Annotated in this window: 20 protein-coding genes and 5 tRNA genes; 11 read left to right on the top strand and 14 right to left on the bottom strand. The window is 62.3% G+C overall.

The genetic code is table 11. The features are described 5' to 3' along the window. Positions 1-60: 60 nt before the first annotated feature. From J4E58_RS01720 to gltX, 8 genes are all read right to left on the bottom strand, one after another. Positions 61-498, bottom strand: coding sequence for a thioesterase family protein (locus J4E58_RS01720; protein WP_007922008.1), 438 nt, complete (start codon positions 496-498; stop codon positions 61-63). 48 nt (positions 499-546) lie between these two features. Further along, positions 547-1380: an alpha/beta fold hydrolase gene (locus tag J4E58_RS01715; protein WP_007922011.1), complete on the bottom strand. Its 834-nt coding sequence runs from the start codon at positions 1378-1380 to the stop codon at positions 547-549. A gap of 29 nt (positions 1381-1409) precedes the next feature. After that, entirely contained in the window at positions 1410-1949 is a 540-nt protein-coding gene (locus tag J4E58_RS01710; RefSeq protein ID WP_007922012.1) for a TetR/AcrR family transcriptional regulator, read from the bottom strand. A 182-nt stretch (positions 1950-2131) separates the two neighbouring features. Beyond that, a tRNA-Glu gene (locus tag J4E58_RS01705) sits at positions 2132-2207 on the bottom strand. An 80-nt stretch (positions 2208-2287) separates the two neighbouring features. Next, positions 2288-2363 (bottom strand) — tRNA-Ala (locus tag J4E58_RS01700). A 53-nt stretch (positions 2364-2416) separates the two neighbouring features. Further along, positions 2417-2492, bottom strand: a tRNA-Glu gene (locus tag J4E58_RS01695). 78 nt (positions 2493-2570) lie between these two features. Continuing rightward, positions 2571-2646, bottom strand: a tRNA-Ala gene (locus tag J4E58_RS01690). Between the two features lie 225 nt (positions 2647-2871). Continuing rightward, positions 2872-4353, bottom strand: a complete 1482-nt coding sequence (gene gltX, locus J4E58_RS01685; protein ID WP_007922014.1) for a glutamate--tRNA ligase — start codon at positions 4351-4353, stop codon at positions 2872-2874. A 236-nt stretch (positions 4354-4589) separates the two neighbouring features. On the opposite strand from gltX, the gene J4E58_RS01680 reads away from it, so the two are divergent. Continuing rightward, a complete protein-coding gene (locus J4E58_RS01680) occupies positions 4590-5651 on the top strand; it encodes an HlyD family secretion protein (RefSeq protein WP_087088544.1) in 1062 nt (353 codons plus the stop codon). 49 nt (positions 5652-5700) lie between these two features. Further along, positions 5701-7191, top strand: coding sequence for an MDR family MFS transporter (locus tag J4E58_RS01675; RefSeq protein WP_172962986.1), 1491 nt, complete (start codon positions 5701-5703; stop codon positions 7189-7191). Positions 7192-7317: 126 nt separating this feature from the next. Here J4E58_RS01675 and uvrB read toward each other — a convergent pair whose 3' ends face one another. Continuing rightward, positions 7318-9333 carry an excinuclease ABC subunit UvrB gene (gene uvrB, locus J4E58_RS01670; RefSeq protein ID WP_007923725.1) on the bottom strand — a complete coding sequence of 672 codons (2016 nt, stop codon included), beginning with the start codon at positions 9331-9333 and terminating at the stop codon, positions 7318-7320. Between the two features lie 336 nt (positions 9334-9669). On the opposite strand from uvrB, the gene J4E58_RS01665 reads away from it, so the two are divergent. Both J4E58_RS01665 and J4E58_RS01660 read left to right on the top strand, forming a co-directional pair. Continuing rightward, positions 9670-10866 (top strand): amino acid aminotransferase, encoded by a 1197-nt coding sequence (locus J4E58_RS01665; RefSeq protein ID WP_007923727.1) that lies wholly within the window; start codon positions 9670-9672, stop codon positions 10864-10866. Positions 10867-11000: 134 nt separating this feature from the next. Further along, positions 11001-11195 (top strand): hypothetical protein, encoded by a 195-nt coding sequence (locus J4E58_RS01660; protein ID WP_007923732.1) that lies wholly within the window; start codon positions 11001-11003, stop codon positions 11193-11195. A gap of 6 nt (positions 11196-11201) precedes the next feature. Here J4E58_RS01660 and J4E58_RS01655 read toward each other — a convergent pair whose 3' ends face one another. Next, complete coding sequence (locus tag J4E58_RS01655) at positions 11202-11435, bottom strand: hypothetical protein (RefSeq protein ID WP_007923734.1); 234 nt, start codon at positions 11433-11435, stop codon at positions 11202-11204. 270 nt (positions 11436-11705) lie between these two features. Between J4E58_RS01655 and J4E58_RS01650 the strand changes: the two genes are divergently transcribed. Next, positions 11706-11781 (top strand) — tRNA-Asn (locus J4E58_RS01650). Positions 11782-12341: 560 nt separating this feature from the next. Continuing rightward, on the top strand, positions 12342-13499 hold the full coding sequence (locus J4E58_RS01645) for an MFS transporter (protein WP_087088546.1): 1158 nt from the start codon (positions 12342-12344) through the stop codon (positions 13497-13499). Positions 13500-13551: 52 nt separating this feature from the next. On the opposite strand, the gene J4E58_RS01640 is transcribed toward J4E58_RS01645, so the two are convergent. Further along, positions 13552-15090: a nucleobase:cation symporter-2 family protein gene (locus tag J4E58_RS01640; RefSeq protein WP_087088548.1), complete on the bottom strand. Its 1539-nt coding sequence runs from the start codon at positions 15088-15090 to the stop codon at positions 13552-13554. Between the two features lie 240 nt (positions 15091-15330). On the opposite strand from J4E58_RS01640, the gene J4E58_RS01635 reads away from it, so the two are divergent. Next, the gene (locus J4E58_RS01635) at positions 15331-15750 is read left to right on the top strand and encodes a hypothetical protein (protein WP_087088550.1); all 420 of its coding nucleotides are present in this window, start codon (positions 15331-15333) and stop codon (positions 15748-15750) included. 61 nt (positions 15751-15811) lie between these two features. Beyond that, positions 15812-16234, top strand: a complete 423-nt coding sequence (locus J4E58_RS01630) for a DUF4952 domain-containing protein (RefSeq protein ID WP_087088552.1) — start codon at positions 15812-15814, stop codon at positions 16232-16234. A 12-nt stretch (positions 16235-16246) separates the two neighbouring features. Here J4E58_RS01630 and J4E58_RS01625 read toward each other — a convergent pair whose 3' ends face one another. Further along, the gene (locus J4E58_RS01625) at positions 16247-17083 is read right to left on the bottom strand and encodes an arylamine N-acetyltransferase (RefSeq protein WP_087088554.1); all 837 of its coding nucleotides are present in this window, start codon (positions 17081-17083) and stop codon (positions 16247-16249) included. A 188-nt stretch (positions 17084-17271) separates the two neighbouring features. Between J4E58_RS01625 and J4E58_RS01620 the strand changes: the two genes are divergently transcribed. Beyond that, positions 17272-17856 carry a GNAT family N-acetyltransferase gene (locus J4E58_RS01620; protein WP_087088556.1) on the top strand — a complete coding sequence of 195 codons (585 nt, stop codon included), beginning with the start codon at positions 17272-17274 and terminating at the stop codon, positions 17854-17856. 27 nt (positions 17857-17883) lie between these two features. Here the strand turns inward: J4E58_RS01620 and J4E58_RS01615 are convergent, their stop codons facing one another. After that, positions 17884-19446 (bottom strand): sensor domain-containing diguanylate cyclase, encoded by a 1563-nt coding sequence (locus J4E58_RS01615; RefSeq protein WP_087088558.1) that lies wholly within the window; start codon positions 19444-19446, stop codon positions 17884-17886. Between the two features lie 257 nt (positions 19447-19703). Here J4E58_RS01615 and J4E58_RS01610 point away from each other — a divergent pair, with 257 nt between their 5' ends. After that, positions 19704-20192, top strand: coding sequence for a hypothetical protein (locus J4E58_RS01610; RefSeq protein ID WP_087088560.1), 489 nt, complete (start codon positions 19704-19706; stop codon positions 20190-20192). Between the two features lie 51 nt (positions 20193-20243). On the opposite strand, the gene J4E58_RS01605 is transcribed toward J4E58_RS01610, so the two are convergent. Further along, complete coding sequence (locus tag J4E58_RS01605; RefSeq protein WP_087088562.1) at positions 20244-21098, bottom strand: LysR family transcriptional regulator; 855 nt, start codon at positions 21096-21098, stop codon at positions 20244-20246. 94 nt (positions 21099-21192) lie between these two features. Between J4E58_RS01605 and J4E58_RS01600 the strand changes: the two genes are divergently transcribed. Next, positions 21193-21831, top strand: coding sequence for an FMN-dependent NADH-azoreductase (locus J4E58_RS01600; protein ID WP_087088564.1), 639 nt, complete (start codon positions 21193-21195; stop codon positions 21829-21831). Positions 21832-22036: the final 205 nt, after the last annotated feature.

Below are 22036 nucleotides of genomic sequence, written 5' to 3'. Positions count from 1 at the left end.
CAGTTTACTGGGTTTCGCTGGGAAGCAGGTATTTCAACGGGTGGATGGTCGCGGGCCGGTTCAGCTCGCCCCTTGCAACGCCGGCCCATAACCCTCGAGAAACTCCGCCGGCATGCGCTTGGGCTTGCCGCTGGACAGCTCGATGCAGACAAAGGTGGTCTGGGCCCGCAGCAAGGTAGCGCCATCGCTCGGACGCACCAGTTGGAAGCGTCGCGACATCTTCAGGCGCTGATCCCAGTCGACGATCCAGGTCGCCAGTTGCAGCTCGTCGCCTTCATAGGCCGCCGCCAGGTAGTCGATCTCGTGGCGTACCACCGCCATGGCCCGATCCAGGCGGCGGTATTCGCTCAGGTCCAGGCCCAGGCGCTGGGAATGACGCCAGGCGCAACGCTCGAGCCAAGTGACGTACACCGCGTTGTTGGCATGCCCCAAGCCGTCGATGTCTTCGGCACCCACCTGCAGATCGATGATAAACGGCGTTGCCAGATCCCAGCCCATGCCCCACTCCCGGTCAGATTATTCGACCGGGGCAGTGTAACGGATTGCTCAGGCGGATTGGCGCGCTTGCAGGCTGCGGCCGGCCAACAGCGTCAGCACACCCTCGATCAGCCGCGGATCGGCCAATACGCGCTGATGCCCACCCTCCTTCAGGCGCAACAAGCGGCTGTCGAACCAGGCGTCGTGGATCAGTTCGGACTCCTTGACCGGGACAAAGCAATCATCTTCGGCATGCACGATCAACCCGGGCATGTCCAACTGGTAATGCGCGACATCCATGGCCGCGGCGCGCATGCCGACATCCTGCTCCACCTGGCGGATAAAGGCCGAGCGTGCCTTGGGTGGCAGGCGCACATAACGGGCGAAGCCGCGCAGGACGCCGAGTATCCGCGCCGGGGCGGCGATGCTGACCAGGGTCTCGGTACGCAAGCCCAGCTGTACCGCCAGCATGGCACTAGCGCCCCCCATGGAATGGCCGATGACCGCGCGCAGCGGCGGCAACTCCGCGGCGGCTTCGAGCATGGCCCGGGCAAACAGCACCACATTGGCCTCGCGACCGGGAGAACGCCCGTGGGCGGGACCGTCCAGCGCCACGACGCTGTAGCCGGCGCCCACCAGCGCATCGATCAGGCTGGCAAATTGCGTGGGGCGGCCTTCCCAGCCGTGCATCAGCAGCACCGCCGGCCCCTGGCCCCAGCGCAATGCCGAGAGCCCGAAGCGCAGGGTAATGCGCTCCGAACGCGCCAGCAGCGGCAGCTCCCAGTCACGCGGCAGCCGCTCGCGCGGCGTCATGAAGGCCAGTCGCATCTTGCTGGCGACCAGCTTCGGTGCAACCCAGCCCAAGGTGCCGTTAACGCCACGAACCCAACTTAACGTGCTCATCGCTTCTCTCCTCAGGCCAGCGCCTCAGGTCATAGCACCGCCGACTTGGCAGCGCGCAGTAAACGGTCCGACAGCTCACCGGCTCCCAGCGCCCGGGCCAGGGACAAGCCGCCCACCATCAGGGCCAGATCGGCCAGGGCCTTGTCGGTGTCTTCGGGGGTGGTCGCCAACTGAGCCAGCATCAGCTCGATGTGTTCATTCAGGACTTTGCGGAAATCGTCCGGCAGGCGCCCCATTTCACCGACCGACGCGGGGATCGGGCAGGCCTGCTCGGTGGAATCGCGGTGCTTGCGCGACAGATAGAACGCTGCCACCAGCGCTCGCCGCTCCTCGCCGGTCAACGATGCGTCCATATCGGCAATCAGGCCCCGGCGCTGGGCCAGCAATTGACTGAACGCTTCCAGCATCAGGGCGTCCTTGCTTTCGAAATGCGCGTAGAAGCCACCGACCGTCAGGCCCGCGGCACCCATCACTTCGCCCACGCTCGGCTCGGCCGGGCCACGCTGCACCAGCGCGGTGCTGGCGGCCTGGAGAATGCGCTCGCGGGTTTGAGCTTTTTTATCGTTCATCGTTGCCTCCGAATATTACGATCAAAATATTATTCTCATAATAAATTTTCGCAAGTCGTTAGTGTGACCGTCGGTCAGGAGAACAGTGTGGGGAGAAAGGGAGAATTGGCCAAACGCCAGACAAACAAAAGGGCCATTCAATAATTGAATGACCCTTATAAATCCCGCAGAGCGGGTAAACGTGGCGTCCCCTAGGGGACTCGAACCCCTGTTACCGCCGTGAAAGGGCGGTGTCCTAGGCCACTAGACGAAGGGGACACAAACCCTTCTATACAACTGATCAGTGCTGAGAGCTGATCGATTCAAGGCCGGTGTGGCCAGACCTTGAACTGTAAAATTGGTGGAGCTAGACGGGATCGAACCGTCGACCTCTTGCATGCCATGCAAGCGCTCTCCCAGCTGAGCTATAGCCCCAGATTTTTCGCCTCGCGGCGGAGCGACATCTTGCAACATCGCTTCTGTAAAACTGGCGTCCCCTAGGGGACTCGAACCCCTGTTACCGCCGTGAAAGGGCGGTGTCCTAGGCCACTAGACGAAGGGGACGCAAACCCTTCTAACAACTGATCAGCGCTGAGAACTGATCGATTCAAGGCCGGTGTGGCCAGACCTTGAACTGTAAATTGGTGGAGCTAGACGGGATCGAACCGTCGACCTCTTGCATGCCATGCAAGCGCTCTCCCAGCTGAGCTATAGCCCCTCGTCGGTGAGGACGGGGCGAATCTTAAGGGCGTATCGGAAGGCTGTCAAATTTTTTTTCAGCTTTTTTTAAAAAAATTTGCCGGCATAACAATCACTTACCGTCCTCCCCCGTAAATCCGGGGCTTTTTCCGACCGTTGTGCCCTCCAGCAACGGTCGCGATCTCACTTCTTGCGCAGGTCCGTGGGAGCCAGCATGCCGGCTCCCGCGAATCAGCAGGCTGAATCAGGCGATCGCGCCCAGCAGCTTTTCCCACTCTTTGTTTTCTTTCTTCGACACGCCACCCAGCAGGTCGATGGCCTGGCGCAGGCGGAAACGGGTCAGGTCCGGGCCCAGAATTTCCATGGCATCAAGCACCGAGACCGAGCTGGCCTGACCGGTGATCGCGGCGAACATCAGCGGCATGGCATCACGCAGCTTCAGCTCCAGGGATTCGACCACGGCCTGGATGGTCGCGGTGATGCTGTCCTTTTCCCACTGGCGCAGGCTTTCCAGCTTCCACAGGATCAGTTGCATCAGCTGCCGCACCTGATCGCCCGAAAGCTTCTTCGATTCGAACAGCTTGGCATCCGGGGTCACGCCACCGGCGAAGAAGAACCCGGCCAACGGCGCGATCTGGCTGAAGGTTTCCACCCGGCCTTGCACGTGCGGCGCGATCTTCATCAGGTATTCAGGGTTCAACGCCCAGGTCTGCACGCGGCTGGCAAACTCTTCCACCGGCAGGTCGCGCAACCACTGGCCATTGAGCCACGACAGTTTCTCGATATCGAAGATCGGCCCGCCCAGGGAGACCCGCGACAGGTCGAAGTTGTCGACCATTTCCTGCAGCGAGAACTTCTCGCGCTCGTCCGGCATCGACCAGCCCATGCGGCCCAGGTAATTGAGCATGGCTTCCGGCATGAAGCCCATGCGCTCGTAGAAAGTCACGGAGGTCGGGTTCTTGCGCTTGGACAGCTTGCTCTTGTCCGGGTTGCGCAGCAGCGGCATGTAGCACAGCTGCGGCTGCTCCCAGCCGAAATACTCGTAGAGCAGAATCAGTTTCGGCGCCGAAGGCAGCCATTCTTCGCCACGCAATACGTGGGTGATGCCCATCAGGTGGTCGTCGACCACGTTGGCCAGGAAGTAGGTCGGCAGGCCATCGGTCTTCATCAGCACCTGCATGTCCATGCGATCCCACGGGATCTCGACATCACCACGCAGCATGTCCGGCACCACGCAGACGCCTTCGCTCGGCACCTTCATGCGGATCACGTGCGGCTCGCCAGCGGCCAGGCGCCGCGCGACCTCTTCCTTGGACAGCAGTAGCGCGCGACCGTCGTAGCGCGGCGTCTCGCCACGGGCCATCTGCTCGGCGCGCATCTGGTCCAGTTCTTCGGCAGTGCAGAAGCACGGGAAGGCATGGCCCATGTCGACCAACTGCTGGGTGTACTTCTGGTAGATCTCGCTACGCTCGCTCTGCCGGTAAGGACCGTGCGGGCCACCTACGTCCGGGCCTTCGCTCCAGTTGATGCCCAACCAGCGCAAGGCGTCGAAAATCTGCTGCTCGGACTCGCGGGTCGAACGCAGTTGATCGGTGTCTTCGATGCGCAGGATGAACTCACCGCCATGCTGCTTGGCGAAGCAGTAGTTGAACAAGGCGATGTAAGCGGTACCTACGTGGGGATCCCCGGTAGGCGATGGCGCGATGCGCGTGCGGACGGTGGTCATGGCATGTCTCGGAAAGAATATGAAAAGCGAAGATCAAACAAGAGGCGAATGGTAACAGGCGATACCGGCCCCGCTCCAGTGAGCAGGGCATTTAAGCCAAGGTTGAGGCTACTCGAGTCGCCCGGGCCGCCGAACCGTCGATTGTCCGCCCGTGGCATTTACCACTGGTCGGCCGTATGCCAGATTCGCCCTCTGACAAATTTCCTTACATTTACCTGAGCTCAGCCTGCCGCCCCATGCCAGTTCAACTCAAGCGTCGCCTGTTTATTTTCCTGTTCCTGGTCCTGCTGATTGCCCTGGGCTTTCTGGCGCAGTGGTTTTTCCATGGACGCTTTTATGAAAGCACCGATAACGCCTATGTCCAGGGTGAAATCACCCGCGTTTCCAGCCAGCTTGGCGCGCGCATCGACGAGGTGCTGGTGCAGGACAACCAGCACGTCGAAAAAGGCCAACTGCTGATCAGGCTCGAAGGCGATGATTTCCACTTCGCCGTGGATCGCGCCAATGCCACCCTGGCCACCCGCGAGGCCGAACGCCTGCAAGCCCAGAGCAGACTCACGCAACAGGCCAGCCTGATCGCCGCCGGCGAAGCCCAGGTGGCTTCCAGCCAGGCCAGCCTCGGGCGTTCGCAGATCGACCTGTCCCGCGCGCAAACCCTGCGCAAACCGGGTTATGTCTCGGAAGAGCGGGTCACCACCCTGTCCGCCGACAACCATATCGCCCGCTCGCAAGTGGCCAAGGCCCAGGCCGACCTGCAAGGCCAGCGCCAGCAGGTCAATGCCCTGAGTGCCGAGATCAAGCGCCTCGACGCGCAGATCGCCAATGCCCGCACCGACCTGGCCCAGGCCGAGCTGAACTTGACCCGCAGCGACATCCACGCCCCCATCAGCGGCCTGATCGGCCAGCGCGCGGCGCGTAACGGCCAGTACGTGCAGGCTGGGGCCTATCTGCTGTCGATCGTGCCGGACCAGGACATCTGGGTTCAGGCCAACTTCAAGGAAACCCAGATCGGCCATATGCAACCGGGACAAAAGGCCGAGCTGCTGTTCGACGCCTACGGCGACACGCCCATCGAAGCCCGCGTCGACAGCCTGTTCGCCGCCTCGGGCGCGCAGTTCAGCCTGCTGCCGCCGGACAATGCCACCGGCAACTTCACCAAGGTGGTGCAGCGCATTCCGGTGAAACTGACCTTTGCCGCCGACAACCCGCTGCACGGCAAGATCCGCCCGGGCATGTCAGTCACTGTCAAAGTGAATATCCAGCCCCTGAACCCAGAACCCTCGAACGATGGCCGGTGACCAACTGTTGCGCCCGGTCGGCGAACCGACCCGGCGCGACTGGATCGCGGTGATGAGCGTGATGCTCGGCGCCTTCATGGCGGTGCTGGACATCCAGATCACCAACGCCTCGCTCAAGGACATCCAGGGCGCGCTGTCGGCAACCCTCGAAGAAGGCTCGTGGATCTCCACTTCCTACCTGGTGGCGGAGATCATCATGATCCCCCTCACCGCCTGGCTGGTGCAGCTGCTGTCGGCGCGGCGCCTGGCGGTCTGGGTGTCGGCGGGTTTCCTGATCGCCTCCCTGCTCTGCTCCATGGCCTGGAGCCTGGAAAGCATGATCGTGTTCCGCGCCCTGCAGGGCTTTACCGGCGGCGCGCTGATCCCGCTGGCGTTCACCCTGACCCTGATCAAGCTCCCCGAGCACCATCGCGCCAAGGGCATGGCCATGTTCGCCATGACCGCCACCTTCGCCCCGTCCATCGGCCCGACCCTGGGGGGCTGGCTCACGGAGCACTGGGGCTGGGAATACATCTTCTATATCAACATCCCGCCCGGCCTGATCATGATCGCCGGCCTGCTCTATGGCCTGGAGAAGAAGGAAGCCCATTGGGAGCTGCTGAAAAGCACCGACTACGCCGGCATTCTCACCCTGGGTGTCGGCCTCGGTTGCCTGCAGGTGTTTCTCGAGGAGGGCCATCGCAAGGACTGGCTGGAATCGAACCTGATCGTCAGCCTGGGCAGCATCGCCCTGCTGAGCCTGATCACCTTTGTCATTGTCCAGGTGTCCAAGCCCAACCCACTGATCAACCTGGGCATCCTGCGCAACCGCAACTTCGGCCTGTCGAGCATTTCCAGCCTGGGCATGGGCGTCGGGCTGTACGGTTCCATCTATCTGTTGCCGCTGTACCTGGCGCAGATCCAGAACTACAACGCCTTGCAGATCGGCGAAGTGATCATGTGGATGGGGGTGCCGCAGCTGTTCCTGATTCCGCTGGTGCCGAAGCTGATGCAGTTCATCTCGCCCAAATGGCTGTGCACCCTGGGCTTTGGCCTGTTCGGCCTGGCGAGTTTTTCTTCGGGGGTGCTCAACCCGGACTTCGCCGGACCGCAGTTCAACCAGATCCAGATCATCCGCGCCCTGGGGCAGCCGCTGATCATGGTCACCATTTCTTTGATCGCCACCGCTTACATCCTGCCGCAGGACGCCGGCTCGGCCTCCAGCCTGTTCAACATCCTGCGCAACCTCGGCGGCGCGATCGGCATCGCCCTGCTCGCGACCCTGCTGGATGCGCGGACCAAGACTTACTTCGACTACCTGCGCGAATCCATAGTGCCGAGCAACCCGCAAGTGGCCGAACGCCTGGCGACCCTGGCCGAGAAGTTCGGCAGCGATACCGCCGCCCTCGGCAAACTCAGTGAAATCACCCACCAGCAGGCGCTGATCATGGCCTACAACGACGCCTTCCATTTTGTCGGGATCGCCCTGGGCGTCAGCATGCTGGCGATTCTGCTGACCAAGGCGCTGCCGGCCGGGATCAAGGCCGGGGAAGCGCACTGACTTGCCAGGGTAACCGCTGCAGCCGCTGCCGCAGGCTGCGATAGGCCCGAAGGACCTTCAGCGGTAGTGATATCGCCACGGCCGTACCGGCCGATCGCAGCCTGCGGCAGCGGCTACAGGTGAGGCTCAAACCGTCAGCAAACGCTCGCGCAGCTTGCCGATTTCGTCGCGCATCTGCGCCGCGGCTTCGAACTCCAGGTCGCGGGCCAACTGGTACATCTTCTCTTCGAGCTGGCGAATGCGCTTGGTGATCTCGCTGGGCGAGCGCAGTTCGTTTTCGTAGCGGGCGTTTTCCTCGGCGGCCTTGGCCATGCCTTTGCGCTTCTTGCTGCGCGAACCCGGCACGGTGGCGCCTTCCATGATGTCGGCGACGTCCTTGAACACGCCTTTGGGGGTGATGCCATTGGCCAGGTTGAAGGCGATCTGCTTGTCGCGACGGCGCTCGGTCTCGCCAATCGCCCGCTCCATGGAGCCGGTAATGCGGTCGGCGTAGAGAATCGCCCGGCCGTTGAGGTTACGCGCGGCACGGCCGATGGTCTGGATCAGCGAGCGCTCGGAGCGCAGGAAACCTTCCTTGTCCGCATCGAGAATCGCCACCAGCGACACTTCCGGCATGTCCAGGCCTTCGCGCAGCAGGTTGATCCCCACCAGCACATCGAAGGTGCCCAGACGCAGGTCACGGATGATCTCGACCCGCTCCACGGTGTCGATGTCCGAGTGCAGATAACGCACGCGCACACCGTGATCGGCAAGGTAATCGGTCAGGTCCTCGGCCATGCGCTTGGTCAGGGTGGTCACCAGGACCCGCTCTTCCACGGCCACGCGCTTGGTGATTTCCGACAGCAGGTCATCGACCTGGGTCAGCGCCGGACGTACTTCCACCTGCGGGTCGACCAGGCCGGTCGGGCGCACCACCTGCTCGACCACGCGGCCGGCATGCTCGGCTTCATAGTTGCCCGGCGTGGCCGAGACAAAGATGGTCTGCGGGCTGACCCCCTCCCACTCGTCGAAGCGCATCGGCCGGTTGTCCAGCGCCGAGGGCAGGCGGAAACCGTACTCCACCAGGGTTTCCTTGCGGGAGCGGTCGCCTTTGTACATGGCGCCAACCTGCGGCACGCTGACGTGGGACTCGTCGATCACCAGCAAGGCGTCCGCCGGCAAATAGTCATACAGGGTCGGCGGCGCCGCCCCGGCAGGCCGCCCGGACAGGTAGCGCGAGTAGTTTTCGATGCCGTTGCAGTAGCCCAGCTCGAGGATCATCTCCAGGTCGAAACGGGTGCGCTGCTCCAGGCGCTGGGCTTCCACCAACTTGTTGTTGCTGCGCAGGTACTCCAGGCGCTCCTGCAACTCGACCTTGATCCCCTCGATGGCATCCAGCAGGGTTTCCCGCGGCGTCACGTAGTGGCTCTTGGGATAGAAGGTGAAGCGCGGCAGCTTGCGGATCACTTCGCCGGTCAGCGGGTCGAAAGCGGAGATGCTTTCCACCTCGTCATCGAACAGCTCGATGCGGATTGCTTCCAGGTCGGATTCCGCCGGGTAGATATCGATCACATCGCCGCGCACCCGGAAGGTGGCGCGGGCAAAATCCATGTCATTACGGGTGTACTGCAGGTCGGCCAGGCGGCGCAGCAAGGCGCGCTGGTCGAGCTTGTCGCCGCGATCGACGTGCAACACCATCTTCAGATAGGTTTCCGGGCTGCCCAGGCCGTAGATGCACGACACCGTGGTGACGATGATGGCGTCCTTGCGCTCCAGCAGCGCCTTGGTCGCCGACAGGCGCATCTGCTCGATATGGTCGTTGATCGAGGCATCTTTCTCGATAAAGGTGTCGGACGAAGGTACATAGGCTTCCGGCTGGTAGTAGTCGTAGTAGGAAACGAAGTACTCCACCGCGTTGTTCGGGAAGAACGCCTTGAACTCCCCGTACAACTGCGCGGCCAGGGTCTTGTTTGGCGCCAGTACCAGGGTCGGGCGCTGTACCTGGGCGATCACGTTGGCGATGCTGAAGGTCTTGCCCGAGCCGGTCACACCGAGCAGCGTCTGGTGCGCCAGCCCGGCCTCGATGCCCTCGACCATCAGCCGGATGGCCTCCGGCTGGTCGCCGGCGGGCTGGAAGCGGGTGACTAGCTGGAATTCAGACATAACGTACCTCTGGGTTCACTCCAGCACGACGCCGCCGCACAGGAACGAGAAAGACCACAAACGACGAGTGTCGCCGGGAAAATACTGGATTGTGCTGGATGTGGAGGCAAATTCCACAGCTTTCAAGGCAAAGGTCCCTGGGACCTGTACGACTTTGACGTTGCAATAAGACTAACGGTCGAAAAATAAACCGAAAAACTTGCCGGAAAAGCCCTTTCAGCTGTCGCCGCGCGCAGTGATGTGCCTCTATACTAGCTCCCCGTTTGTGCACCGCTCTAGTGCATTCGGCTGGAGCGCGACACGTCCCTCCACACTCCATTCAGAGCCGCCGTAATAATGAGCCTGTTCTCCGCTGTCGAAATGGCACCACGCGATCCTATCCTGGGCCTCAACGAAGCATTCAACGCCGATACCCGTACCAACAAGGTCAACCTGGGGGTCGGTGTTTACTGCAACGAGGAGGGGCGAATTCCACTCCTGCGCGCCGTTGTCGAAGCCGAGACGATCCGCGCCGCTCAACATGCCTCCCGCGGCTACCTGCCAATCGACGGTATCGCCGCCTACGACCAGGCCGTGCAGAAGCTGCTGTTCGGCAACGACTCGCCGCTGCTGGCCGCCGGTCGCGTGGTCACCACCCAGGCCGTCGGCGGTACCGGCGCGCTGAAGATCGGCGCCGACTTCCTCAAGCAGTTGCTGCCTGACGCGGTCGTGGCCATCAGCGACCCAAGCTGGGAGAACCACCGCGCGCTGTTCGAAACCGCCGGTTTCCCGGTGCAGAACTACCGCTACTACGACGCCGCCACCCACGACGTGAACCGCGTCGGCCTGCTGGAAGACCTGAATGCCCTGCCAGCCCAGTCGATCGTGGTCCTGCACGCCTGCTGCCACAACCCGACCGGCGTCGACCTGAGCCCGGAAGACTGGAAAAACGTGCTGCAGGTGATCAAGGCGAAAAACCTGGTGCCGTTCCTCGACATGGCCTACCAGGGCTTCGGTGACGGCATCGCCGAAGACGCCGCCGCCGTGCGCCTGTTCGCCGAATCGGGCCTGACTTTCTTCGTCTCCAGCTCGTTCTCCAAGTCGTTCTCGCTGTACGGCGAGCGCGTTGGCGCCCTGTCGATCGTCAGCGAATCGAAAGAAGAAAGCGCGCGCGTGCTGTCGCAGGTCAAGCGCGTGATCCGCACCAACTACTCCAACCCGCCGACCCACGGTGCAAGCATCGTCGCCGCCGTGCTCAACAGCCCGGAACTGCGCGCCCAGTGGGAAGCCGAACTGGCCGAAATGCGCCTGCGGATCCGCGGCATGCGCCTGCAGATGGTCGACCTGCTGGCCAAGGGCGCGCCACAGCGCGACTTCAGCTTCGTGGCCCGTCAGCGCGGCATGTTCTCCTACTCCGGCCTGACCGTCGAACAAGTGACACGCCTGCGCAACGAGTTCGGCATCTACGCCCTGGACACCGGCCGTATCTGCGTGGCCGCGCTGAACCAGAACAACATCGACGTCGTGACCAAGGCCATCATCCAGGTGATCTGAGCCACGCGCGGTGAGTGAAAGGGGGAAGCCTTTGGGCTTCCCCCTTTTTTGTGGGCCGCCCTCGCCGACCCGATGCCCACTAGACCGAATTCAGCTTGCCTTCTTCCCTATCGCTTCCCTATCGAGAGCACCCCATGAGACACGACGACCTGCGAGCCGACCGCGACGAACTGGACCACTTCCCCCGCCCGCAGAAACGCGAAAGGAACCTGGTCCTGCAAATTGCCCTGGGGGTATTTCTCGGTGGCCTGGCGCTGTGGCTGGTGCAACTGGCCGCCACCTCGCTAGCCGCGAAATTCATGCTGGGCACCTTCACTTTCGGCGGTTGAGAACGCTCAACCGGCCAGTTCAGCGCTGCGCTGGCTGGCGGCATCATCGAAGGCCACGTACAGCGACTCGGCGACCTGGCTCTTGATGGCCTTGGCGCTTTCCAGCCCGAGGACAAAACCTTCGGCCTTGCCACCCGCGCGGTTCAATTCAGCGGCCGACCCGGCCTGGGTAATGGCATCCCACAGTTTCATGGCCTGGGGACCGACACCTTTGGGCAGGCTGATCTGCTCGATGCTCATAAAACCTCCTCAGGCAGAGGCGACAGGGCAAGCAGTGTGGCGGGTAAAAACTTGAACAGGGTCATGAGCGTTACCTTTTCGGCTGGAAGCCGGGAGCGCGTGAAACCACTGCCGGGGCGCCATGGTAGACCTGTGCCGCGATTCCGGTAACCGCCCACGACCAAATAGCCGCGGATTGGCACAATGGCCAGGGTCGACCAGGCTCACTCAAGCGGAAAATTATTTGGGGATGCTTGACTTCTCCTTCTTAATCAGTAAGATACGCCGCATTCCGCGATAGCTCAGTTGGTAGAGCAAGTGACTGTTAATCACTGGGTCCCTGGTTCGAGTCCAGGTCGTGGAGCCATCTTCCTACACTGATTGGCCAGCAACACTTCAAGGAGCGCCCTGCTCCTGCGGCGAATCAGTTCAGCGTCACCCTCCCCCAAGATCGATTCAGCGCATGCCAGACCGGCATGCGGATACGCGTTTGCGCTGCAGCCGATTGCCTGTCTCCGATTGCCTGGCGCCAGCGCCTGAAGTAGGCTGTGCCCCTTCTCACGCCAGCCGTCACGACTCATGTTTTTCCCCGCACAGCTCCATCACAGCTTTCTCTCGATGAGCCCATCGCAGACCTTCGCGGTGTCGCAATCCGACTGCGCGATCAATCGACGCCGCCGCAGCGTGCTGTTCGCCTTCACTTTCTCCCCTCACGCCTGACCCCCACCGTTGCGCCTGAAGCCGGCGCGGACCTGATACAGCTGCAGCGCTTGTTCGCTGCGCACTGCCCCATCCGCCGCTTTGCACCGCAGAACCCCGGCCCGACCTACGCCCGCGTATGTCGAACCGCAACCCTGCCCGAGCAAAAGCGCCGCGCCACAACAAACCGTCTTTAAGCACCCGCCCCATCGGGTGCAGGTGTATTCCATGAATAAAACTCTGTTGGCCGCACTGATCCTCGGCATCTCGATTGTCGGCCTGAGCATCGGCTCCACCGTGCCGGTCATTGCCTTGCGCCTGTATCAGGCCGGCGCCTCGAACACCCAGATCGGCATCATGTCGGCCCTTCCCGCCGCCGGCATGATGCTGTCGGCGTTCCTGGTGAACGGCCTGTGCCGGAAACTCAGCCGCCGGCAGATCTACCTGCTGTGTTTCAGCCTGTGCGCCCTCAGCATCGGCGCCCTGGAACTCCCCGGGATCAGCCTGACCGGCCTGGGGCTGGCGCGGATCGTCATGGGCTTCGGCGCCGGGCTGATCATCATCCTGGGAGAAACCTGGGTCAACGAGATGGCCGCGGACGCCGTGCGCGGCCGAGTGATCGCGGTCTACACCACCTGTTTCACCGTGTTCCAGATGATCGGCCCCGGCCTGGTGGCCCTGCTCGGCCCCGAGGGGCCGGCGGTGATCGCCACGGTCAGCACCGGTTACCTGCTGGCCATTGCGGTGATCTGGCTGACCCTGCCACGCCAGCGCCCCGTTGCCGGACATACCGAGAACCAGAGCTTCTCGGTGCTGGGCTTTATCCGGGTGGCGCCAGCGCTGTGCGTGGGCATCCTGTTCTTCGCCTTCTTCGATACGGTGATTCTCTCGCTGTTTCCGGTCTACGCCGCGACTCACGGCTACGCCATCAAGCTCGCGGCGCTGATGGTCAGCATCATTCTGCTGGGGGATGCGGCGCTCCAGTTTCCTCTGGGCTGGCTGTCGGACAAGGCCGGACGCGCCGCCATCTACCTGGGCTGCGGCGTGGTGTCGTTGGTGATCGGCCTGGGGCTGCCGCTGCTGATGAACTACCCGGCGCTGCTCTGGCCGAGCCTGGTGATACTCGGCGCGGCGGCCGGCGGGGTGTACACCCTGGCGATCATCCTGATCGGCCAGGAGTTCAGCGGCCCCGACCTGGTCACGGCCAACGCCAGCGCGGGCTTGTTGTGGGGGATCGGCAGCCTGCTGGGGCCGCTGCTCAGCGGTGCAGCCATGAGCGGTGGCGCCCACGGCCTGCCCTTGACGCTGTCGGCGGCAGCCGCCGTGGTCGTGCTGTTCGCCTTGGCGCTGGTCCGGCAAGGGCTGCCGGAGCGGGTCGCGGAGTAGCTAGCCGGCCAGGACTGGACTGATTGCGTCCAGCCTGGCGATTCGGCCGACCCTAGACCTTGCTGGTTTCGACCGCGCCCGAGGCATGGGACGACGCCTGATGAGCAGCCGGAGAATGCTCGCCATGGGACGTATCCACCACCGGAATCTCGTTGCCCTCGGCATCGTGCAGCTTGCCGCCGCTGAAATAATCGCCCTCACGCAACGCTGCCAGGTCCTGGTAGCGCAGGGTGCGCTCGGACGCCACGGCAAACACCGATTGCTGGTCCGAGTTGCCCAGGGTGAAGTGGTTGAAGGTGAGGTTCAGCACAATGGCCATGATCGCCGAGGAGCTGATGCCGGAATGGAAGATGGTGGCGAACCAGCTTGGGAAATGGTCGTAGAAGTTCGGCGCGGCGATGGGAATCATGCCGAAGCCGATCGAGGTGGCAACGATGATCAGGTTGACGTTGTTGCGGTAGTCGACCTTGGACAGGGTCCGGATGCCGCTGGCCGCCACGGTGCCGAACAGCACGATACCGGCCCCGCCGAGCACCGAAGTCGGTACGGCGGCGATCACCCGCCCCATGAATGGCAGCAGGCCGAGGATCACCAGGAACACCCCGCCGGTGGCCACCACATAACGGCTCTTGATCCCGGTCACTGCCACCAGCCCGACGTTCTGGGCAAAGGCGCTCTGGGTGAAGGAGCCGAAGATCGGCGCGATCATGCTTGACAGCATGTCAGCGCGCAGGCCGTTGCCCAGGCGCTTGGAGTCGACCTTGGTGTCGATGATCTCACCCACCGCGAGGATGTCGGCCGAGGTTTCCACCAGGGTCACCATGACCACGATGCACATCGACAGGATGGCGGCGAAATGGAAAGTCGGCATGCCGAAATGAAATGGCGTCGGGAAGCCGAACATCGGCCCCTGGGTGACCATGGAGAAATCGGCCATGCCCAGGAACACCGCGATGATCGTGCCCACCACCATGGCCAGCAGGATCGACAGCCGGGAGATGGTCGCACTGCCGATCTTGCTCAGCAGCAACACCAGGACCAGGGTGATCGCCGCCAGGCCGATATTGGCCATGCTGCCGAAGTTTTCCGCATGGCTGTTGCCACCCATGGCCCAGCGCGCCGCCACTGGCATCAGGGTCAGGCCGATGGTGGTGATCACGATGCCCGTGACCAGCGGTGGAAAGAACTTGGTGATGCGTGAAAACACCGGAGTGATCAGCAGACCGATCAACGAGGCGGCGATCACCGCCCCGAGAATCGACTGGAAGCCCCCTTCGCCACCGCTGCTGACAATCGCCACCATGGTCGCCACGCCCGAGAAGGACACGCCCTGGACCAGCGGCAGCTGACAGCCGAAAAACGGCAGGCCGAGGGTTTGCAGGAGAGTTGCCAGACCGCCGGCGAACAGCGACGCCGCGATCAGCAGACCGATGTCCGCCGGCGCCAGGCCGGCGGCCTGGCCAACGATCAAAGGCACCGCAACGATACCGCCGTACATGGTCAAGACATGTTGCAGGCCGTAAGCCATATTCGCGCCAAGACCCAGGTTTTCATCTTCAGGCCGTTGCGGTGAAACAGAGGGCGTTTTCATGGTTGGGGGGTTCCCTGGTTTTTGTTATGGGGCACACTGTATTCAACAGTCGGGACAAATGTCTATAGAGTTGTATACACTTTATTCGGCGCCGCCCAACCTCAAAAACCAGCGAAACCTGATCGCCAGCCTCTGCCTTTTTCCCGCCGAACCCCGTCCCAGACAGCCACCCTGATAGAATCCCAGCCCCCGCGGCGCCCACATAGGTGACGCCCTCCGTCCGCGCATGGAAGCGATCGAATGAATCATCTCTGGCATACCTTCCGCCTCGCCTATGGCAGCTTCCGCACGGTGCTGGCCTTGCAAGGCTTTGTGCTGGCCGTGTTCAGCACCAGCTTCGCCGACAGCCTGTGGCAAGGTTTCTGGGCTGGCCTGGGGACCTTTGCCCTGTTCGTCGCCAGCGGTGCGATATTCGGCTTTCTGCCCATGGCGCTGGCGTTTACCCCGCTGTACGCCCTGCTCTGCGCCAAAGGCCTGGCCAATTGGTTCAGCAGCCTGCTGCTGGGGCTGTCGATCGCCGGTGTACTTTGCCTTCACCCGGCCTTGCGCCTGCTGATGCCGCTCTGGCTGCTGGACAGTGCATTGATTGCGCTGCTGACTCACTGGACGTATCGCCGCCAGCTGAAGGATGGTTATGAGCAGATGCCTTTATGGCGCTGACCCTGAGCTGGCTGGGGGCTTTGCTCAGCAAAAGAGTGCTCAGCCTGGAAGGAATCGCCACGTGAACAGATGCCTCTCGATCCTGATCAGCCCTGCGTTATTGATGCTGGCGTCCGGCGCCCAGGCCGCGCCGGTCTGCGGCGACTTCCTGGCACGGATCGGCAACAAACCCGCCTTTATCGAGTTCCTCGAATGTCACGCCGAACCCGAGTTGCAGACCAAGCCGCTGCGCGCCACCTATCGCCTGGCTGGGCGTGATGCCCAGGCTGCCGAACGCTACCTGGGCGAGCAGTTCCGGATGCCGCCCCTGCGGCGCTCCTGTTGTGTCTGGGATGCGCCGCCTGGCTTCTACCGCGACCCGCGCAGCCAGTTGGGCTACAGCCTATTCATGGGGTCGGCGGAAACCTTCGTCGATCGCCGCGAAGCCTGGGGGGATATCGACTATTTCTATCTGACTATCGACCTCGACACCGAGGAACCCTGAAGCCCGGACCGATCAGGCCGGTTGCGGCAGCGCGAGCAATTCGCCAAGGACCTCTCGCAGCCGCGGGTGCTGCGGCACCCGAATGGCGAACTCGTTCTGCAACAAGGCAATCAACTCGTCGGGGTCGGTGATCTGCCGGCGCTCGCTGTCCTGGCCCAGGCGATGCACGGCGTAGCTGCCGTTATTCAGGGTCCGGCGCAGGCCTTCGCCCATCAGCGCGACTTTCAGTTGACCGAGAAACGGCGAGTTCTTGTGGGTCGAGACGAACCAGTTACCCATTTCGTAATCCACGGCTTCCTGCCGCTGCAGGTCAAATACATACATCGCCCGCCACTCGCCGGCGACCTTGGCGCGCAGGGTGTAACTGCCATCACGCTGGGTGATGCGATAGGGCTCGTGGGGCGTGGCCTGCTCGTCCTCGGTATCGAGCAGCAGCGGCGCGGTGGGCACCATGCCGCCAAAGCCGACATCCGAGACATAACGCACGCCGTCCAGGATCAGCAGTACCAGGCGGTGAGCGCGCGCGGACCAGGCATCTTCCGGCCCGCCCATCACCACTCGCCCGGTAATGCCCCGCGTCTCATAGCCCAGGTGCTGCAACAGCACCTGGTACATCTGGTTGAGTTCGTAGCAGTAGCCGCCACGGCCCTCATGCAGGACCTTGTGCTCCACCGAAGCCAGGTCGATCGGCACCGGCACGCGCAACAGGGTCGACAGGCTTTCAAAAGCGAAGGTGCTGGTGTGGCGCAACTGCAGCTCGCGCAAGGTCGCCAGGGTTGGTGGCGGCGCGCTGTCGTAGCCGAGCCGTTGCAGGTAAAGCGCGAAATTCATCAGGTGGGGCTGACTCATGGGGTGGTCCTTATGCATGAGGTGTCGCGTATCGGCGCTATGTATAAGCCATTGAAGCCCCGAAACGACAATTGATTTGGCCAATATCCCTGCTCGAAACAGCCCATGAATGGACCTTGCCAAGGCTTAGGTGTCTGCCTGTAATAGACGGCCGAAGCCCACTCCTTCACTGCTGGAAAAAACCTGCCATGGACATACTGGAAGGCCCGCGAATCCTCCTGCGACCGCTGCAACTCTCCGACGCCGACGCCCTGGTCAAGGCCGCCGAGGATGGCCAGTTGTGGAACCTGCCGTTCACCGTGGTGCCGTCCAGCGCGACGGTGGACGACTATCTGCAGATCGCCCTCAGCGGTCGCGACGCCGGTACTGTCCTGCCCTTCGCCACGATCCTCAAGGCCAGCAACGAGGTGATCGGCTGCACCCGCTTCTGGAAGATCGACCGCAAGAACCGCAAGCTGGAAATCGGCAGCACCTGGATCGCCACGCGCTGGCAGAAAACCTTCGTCAACACCGAAGCCAAGTACCTGATGCTGCGCCACGCCTTCGAGAGGCTCGACTGTGTGCGGGTGCAGTTCACCACCGACGAAATCAATGAAAAGTCGCGTAACGCCATTCTGCGCCTGGGAGCAAAACAGGAAGGCATCGTGCGCCATGAACGGATCATGCCCGATGGCCGCAAGCGCAACTCGGTGCGTTTCAGCATCATCGACGATGAATGGCCTGGCGTAAGGCAACACCTCGAACACAAGCTGGGCTACCTGGATCAAGACTGAGCGCCCAAAGGCACAGGCAACGAGCTGTCAGCGATCCGAGCGGGCCAACGGTTGGCTGACGCTCTCGATCGCCACCCGATTGCGTCCGGATTTCTTGGCCTGGTACAGCGCGGCATCGGCGTGCTCGAGGAACGCTTCGATGCTGTCGTGCCCGTTCGGCACGAAGCAGTAGCAACCCAGGCTGAGGGTGACTCGTGCAAAGGGCGAGCCGGTATGCGGGATGTTTTTCTCCATGACGCCGCAGCGAATCTGCTCGGCCATGGCCAGCGCCCCGTGCATCTCGGTATCGGGCAACAGGATCACGAATTCCTCCCCGCCATACCGCACCGCCAGGTCGGCCTTGCGCTGACAGCAATCCCTCAGCACCTGCGCCACCTCGGCCAGGCACTGATCCCCGGCGACATGGCCGTAGGTGTCGTTGTAGCGCTTGAAGAAATCGATATCGAGCATGATCAGGCTCAGCGGGCTCGCCTGCCGCCCGCAGCGCCCGAACTCGGTTTCCAGCGCCCGCTCGAGCAGCCGGCGATTGGCCAGGCCGGTCAGGCTGTCATGGGTCGCGATCACCTCCAGCGCTGCCTGTGCGGTCCGCAGGTCGGCCTCGATACGCTCGCCGTTGCGTACCTGGTGCACGAAGACCCAGCCGAACAGGCCGATCCCCAATACCACCAGGGCGACAATGGCGCTGGACTGGTAGGCGCTGGCGTACCAGTCCTTGAGGACCGCATCCTTCGAACTCGCCGCGCTCACCACCAGCGGGTAGGCGTCCAGTTGCCGATAGCCGTAGAGCCGCATCTTTCTGTCGACCAGCGAACGAATCATCGCAGTGCCCGAAGAAGACTCAGGCAAGTACTTGCTGAAAATTTCCCCGCGCGCCAGGGATGCGCCGATCTGCCGCTCCTCCAGCGGACGCCGCGCCAGCAGGGTGCCATCGGACAGGGCGAGGAACATGCTGCCGTTGTCATCGATGTCGAAGCTTTTGAAGAACTGGTCGAAATAGGCCAGCCGGATACCGGCCAGCAGCACGCCTTCGAAATTGCCCTGCTTGTCGTTCAGGCGCCGCGTCAGTGGAATGATCCACTCGCCGTTTTCCCGACTGCGGATCGCAGGCCCGACGTGGGCCAGCAAGGAAGCGTTCTGCTGATGAAAGCGGAAGTAATCGCGATGGGCCGCGCCTGCGCTGCGTGGCAAGCGCTCGAACGAGGTGACCACCCAATGCCCCGCCCGGTCGAACAGGAACAGGCCATGCAGCTGTTTGAGCGCTTGCGCCCTCTGCGCAAAGATCTTCTGCAGGAAAGGCTTCTGCTCAGGGCCATAACCATCCTTCTGAATCCAGTCGGCCAGGCTGGCCAGCACCAGGTCGGCCTCGATGAAGGTGTCCTCGGCCTGTTGCGCCATGGCCCGGGTCAGGTTCGACGAGGCGACCTGCGCCCGCGCCATATCGTAGTGATAGGACTGCGCCAGCTGCAGATAAAGCAGGCCGCACAGGCACAGGCAAACCATCGAAATGAATACCACCGCGGCCTTGAGCAGCGGAAGCCGTTTCAAGGTTCGATCGGAGGCATGGTGAGGATCGTGAATCGGGATAGGCAAAGCATCATCCTGGCAGGGTAAGGCATCCAATGCAGCCGGGCCGGCCAATCCTAAGAGGTAATAGCGGACAGTTCAGGGTGGCGACGTCTGAAAATGTAGAGCATTTTTCTGATGCTCATCAGGGATATATAAAAAACACCCTGCCACAATACAAACATCGGCATCCAACAGATGGTCATGAATCGCTGGCCACCCTCCGCCAAGGTAAAGTACCTTCCGAGACTACACTTACCCTCACATCACGATAGGAAGTCGGAATGAGTAAGGTCGATGAACTCGCCGCAAGGCTGAAACAAAAACAGGACAGCTGGGCCAAGGAAGACATCTCGGCAGACAAGGCCATCGAGCTGTGGCCTGCACAGGTCTATGAGATGTACCACCAGGTCGAGACCTGGCTGACTCCACTTTCAGAGGTCGGCCTGAATATCCGGCGCGTCCCCACTCGCGTGTTCGAGAGCCACCCCTCTGGTGCGACCTTCAACTATGCCATCGATCAACTGCTGATCGAGGGCAACCATAAAAGCATCCTCCTCGACCCTATCGCCCGCTTCACCACCGGTGGCGCCGGGCGTGTCGAAATCCACGGCAAAGGCCCTGAACGCTACCTGCTGCGCAACGGCAGCGAACATGGAGAGGGGCACTGGCTGATCCAGACGGTTCCCGGCTCCGGTAAATCCAGGCCGGACCCGCTCGAACTCAATGAAGACACCTTGTTGTCCGTGATCCAGGAAGGCCTGGATCTCTGAACCCCGCTCAAGCGACTGCCCCTCGGGCAGTCGCGTCGCTGAAGCCGACGGCTAGAGCCGCCGCGCCGCACAATACGCCACTATCACCCGGGACAACGCAGCCACTATGCCCTGATCGGCGTCCTTGGCCGTGAACAGCCGAAACTCCGCGTCAGGCAGTACCGGCAAGCCATGCTCAGCCCCCAATACCGCAAGCCCTTGCCCCAGCTGGCTGGTGGCTATCGGCGCCACCGCGAACCCGGAGAGGGCCGCCGTGCGCAACGCCGCGGTGCTCGGGCAAAGCATTGCCGTGCGCTGGGCGATTCCCGCTTGCGCCAGACGCTGCAGGGCTACCGCCCGATAAGGGCATGGCTCGGGAAACAGTGCCAGTGGCAGCGGAGTCGGCAAGCGACCCACCAGATACGCGGAACTGGCCCATACCAGCGGCTCCTGCCACAACAGCAGGCCCGGCTCACGGGTTTCACACAGCGAACCTATGACCACCTCCAGGCCGCCCTGCTGCATGCGCTCCAGCAGCGTGCCGGGAATATTCACCTGTATATCGATTTCCATGCCCGGATACTGCGCCGCGAACTCCTGCAAAAGGCGCAGCAGGCGGGGCTCGACAAAGTCCTCGGACATGCCGATCCGCACCCGGCCGTGAAATGGCGAACGCGTCAGCTCGGCCCAGGCATCGCGGTTCAAGGCGAGGATGGCTCGCGCATAGGCCATCAGGCGCTCGCCATCGGCAGTCAAGTGCTGGGAACGCGTGGTACGGGCCAGCAGCGGCTTGCCGACCTGCTCTTCCAGGCGTCGCAGATGCCCGCTGACCGCCGACTGTGTCAGGTGCAGCCGTTCGGCGGCACGGCTGAAACCTTCCTCGTCCACCACCGTTACAAAGGTCTTGAGCAACAGAACATCGAACATATAAAGATACGTGATCAATCAGCCATTTATTTACAATTTATATTCCGTAAATCGCTATGTTGCAATGTCGGCATTCCTCATCCGAGATACCGCCATGACCCGCCTGCTGCATATCCAATGCTCCCCCCGCAAAGAGCGCTCCGCCTCGCAACAAATCGCCCGAGGCTTTATCGACCGCTATCAGACCCACCATCCACACACCGAAGTCAGCACCCTGGACCTGTGGAGCCTGGACCTGCCGGAATTCGACCAGCACGCCATGGACGCCAAGTACGCCGGCCTGCAAGGCATGGCCCTGTCCCCCGACCAGCAAGACGCCTGGAACACCCTCGAAACCCTCGCCGCCCACCTGCACCACGCCGATCTGCTGGTACTTTCCGTACCCCTGTGGAACTACAGCATCCCCTACAAGCTCAAGCACTTCATTGACCTGGTCACGCAGAAAGACATCCTCTTCAGCTTCACCGCCGAACACGGCCTGCGCGGCCTGCTGCACAACAAAACCGCGGTCGTCGCCTACGCCCGCGGCCTCGACTTCTCCCCACAATCCGACACGCCTGCGGAGCGCTTCGACTTCCAGAAGCCCTACGTCGAGGCCTGGCTGAAGTTCGTCGGAGTCACCCAGGTGCACGCGCTGATCGTGGAAAAGACCATCCTGGGGCATGAGGTGGATCAGGTGGCGCGGCGAGAGGCCGGGAATCGGGCCAGGGAACTGGCGGACAACTTCAAGTGATTTAAATGCAGCGAACATTCGCCTAGCCATGCGGCTATCGAATCACACAAAAAAAGCGGGTGACCTTAAGATCGCCCGCTTTTTACTAGCCTGCCGTTGTTCATACAACCGACCGGAATATAGGAACCGAAGACCATTCATCCTCCTGATACGCGCGCCCTTCCAACCCCGGAACTCCATTCCTGATAAACTTCCCCTCCTTCGC

The sequence above is a fragment of the Pseudomonas sp. FW305-25 genome (assembly GCF_017351415.1).
GTDB classification, from domain to species: domain Bacteria; phylum Pseudomonadota; class Gammaproteobacteria; order Pseudomonadales; family Pseudomonadaceae; genus Aquipseudomonas; species Aquipseudomonas chlororaphis.
The sequence above is the reverse complement of the archived record's forward strand: the minus strand, read 5'-3'. Positions and strand labels throughout refer to the sequence as shown.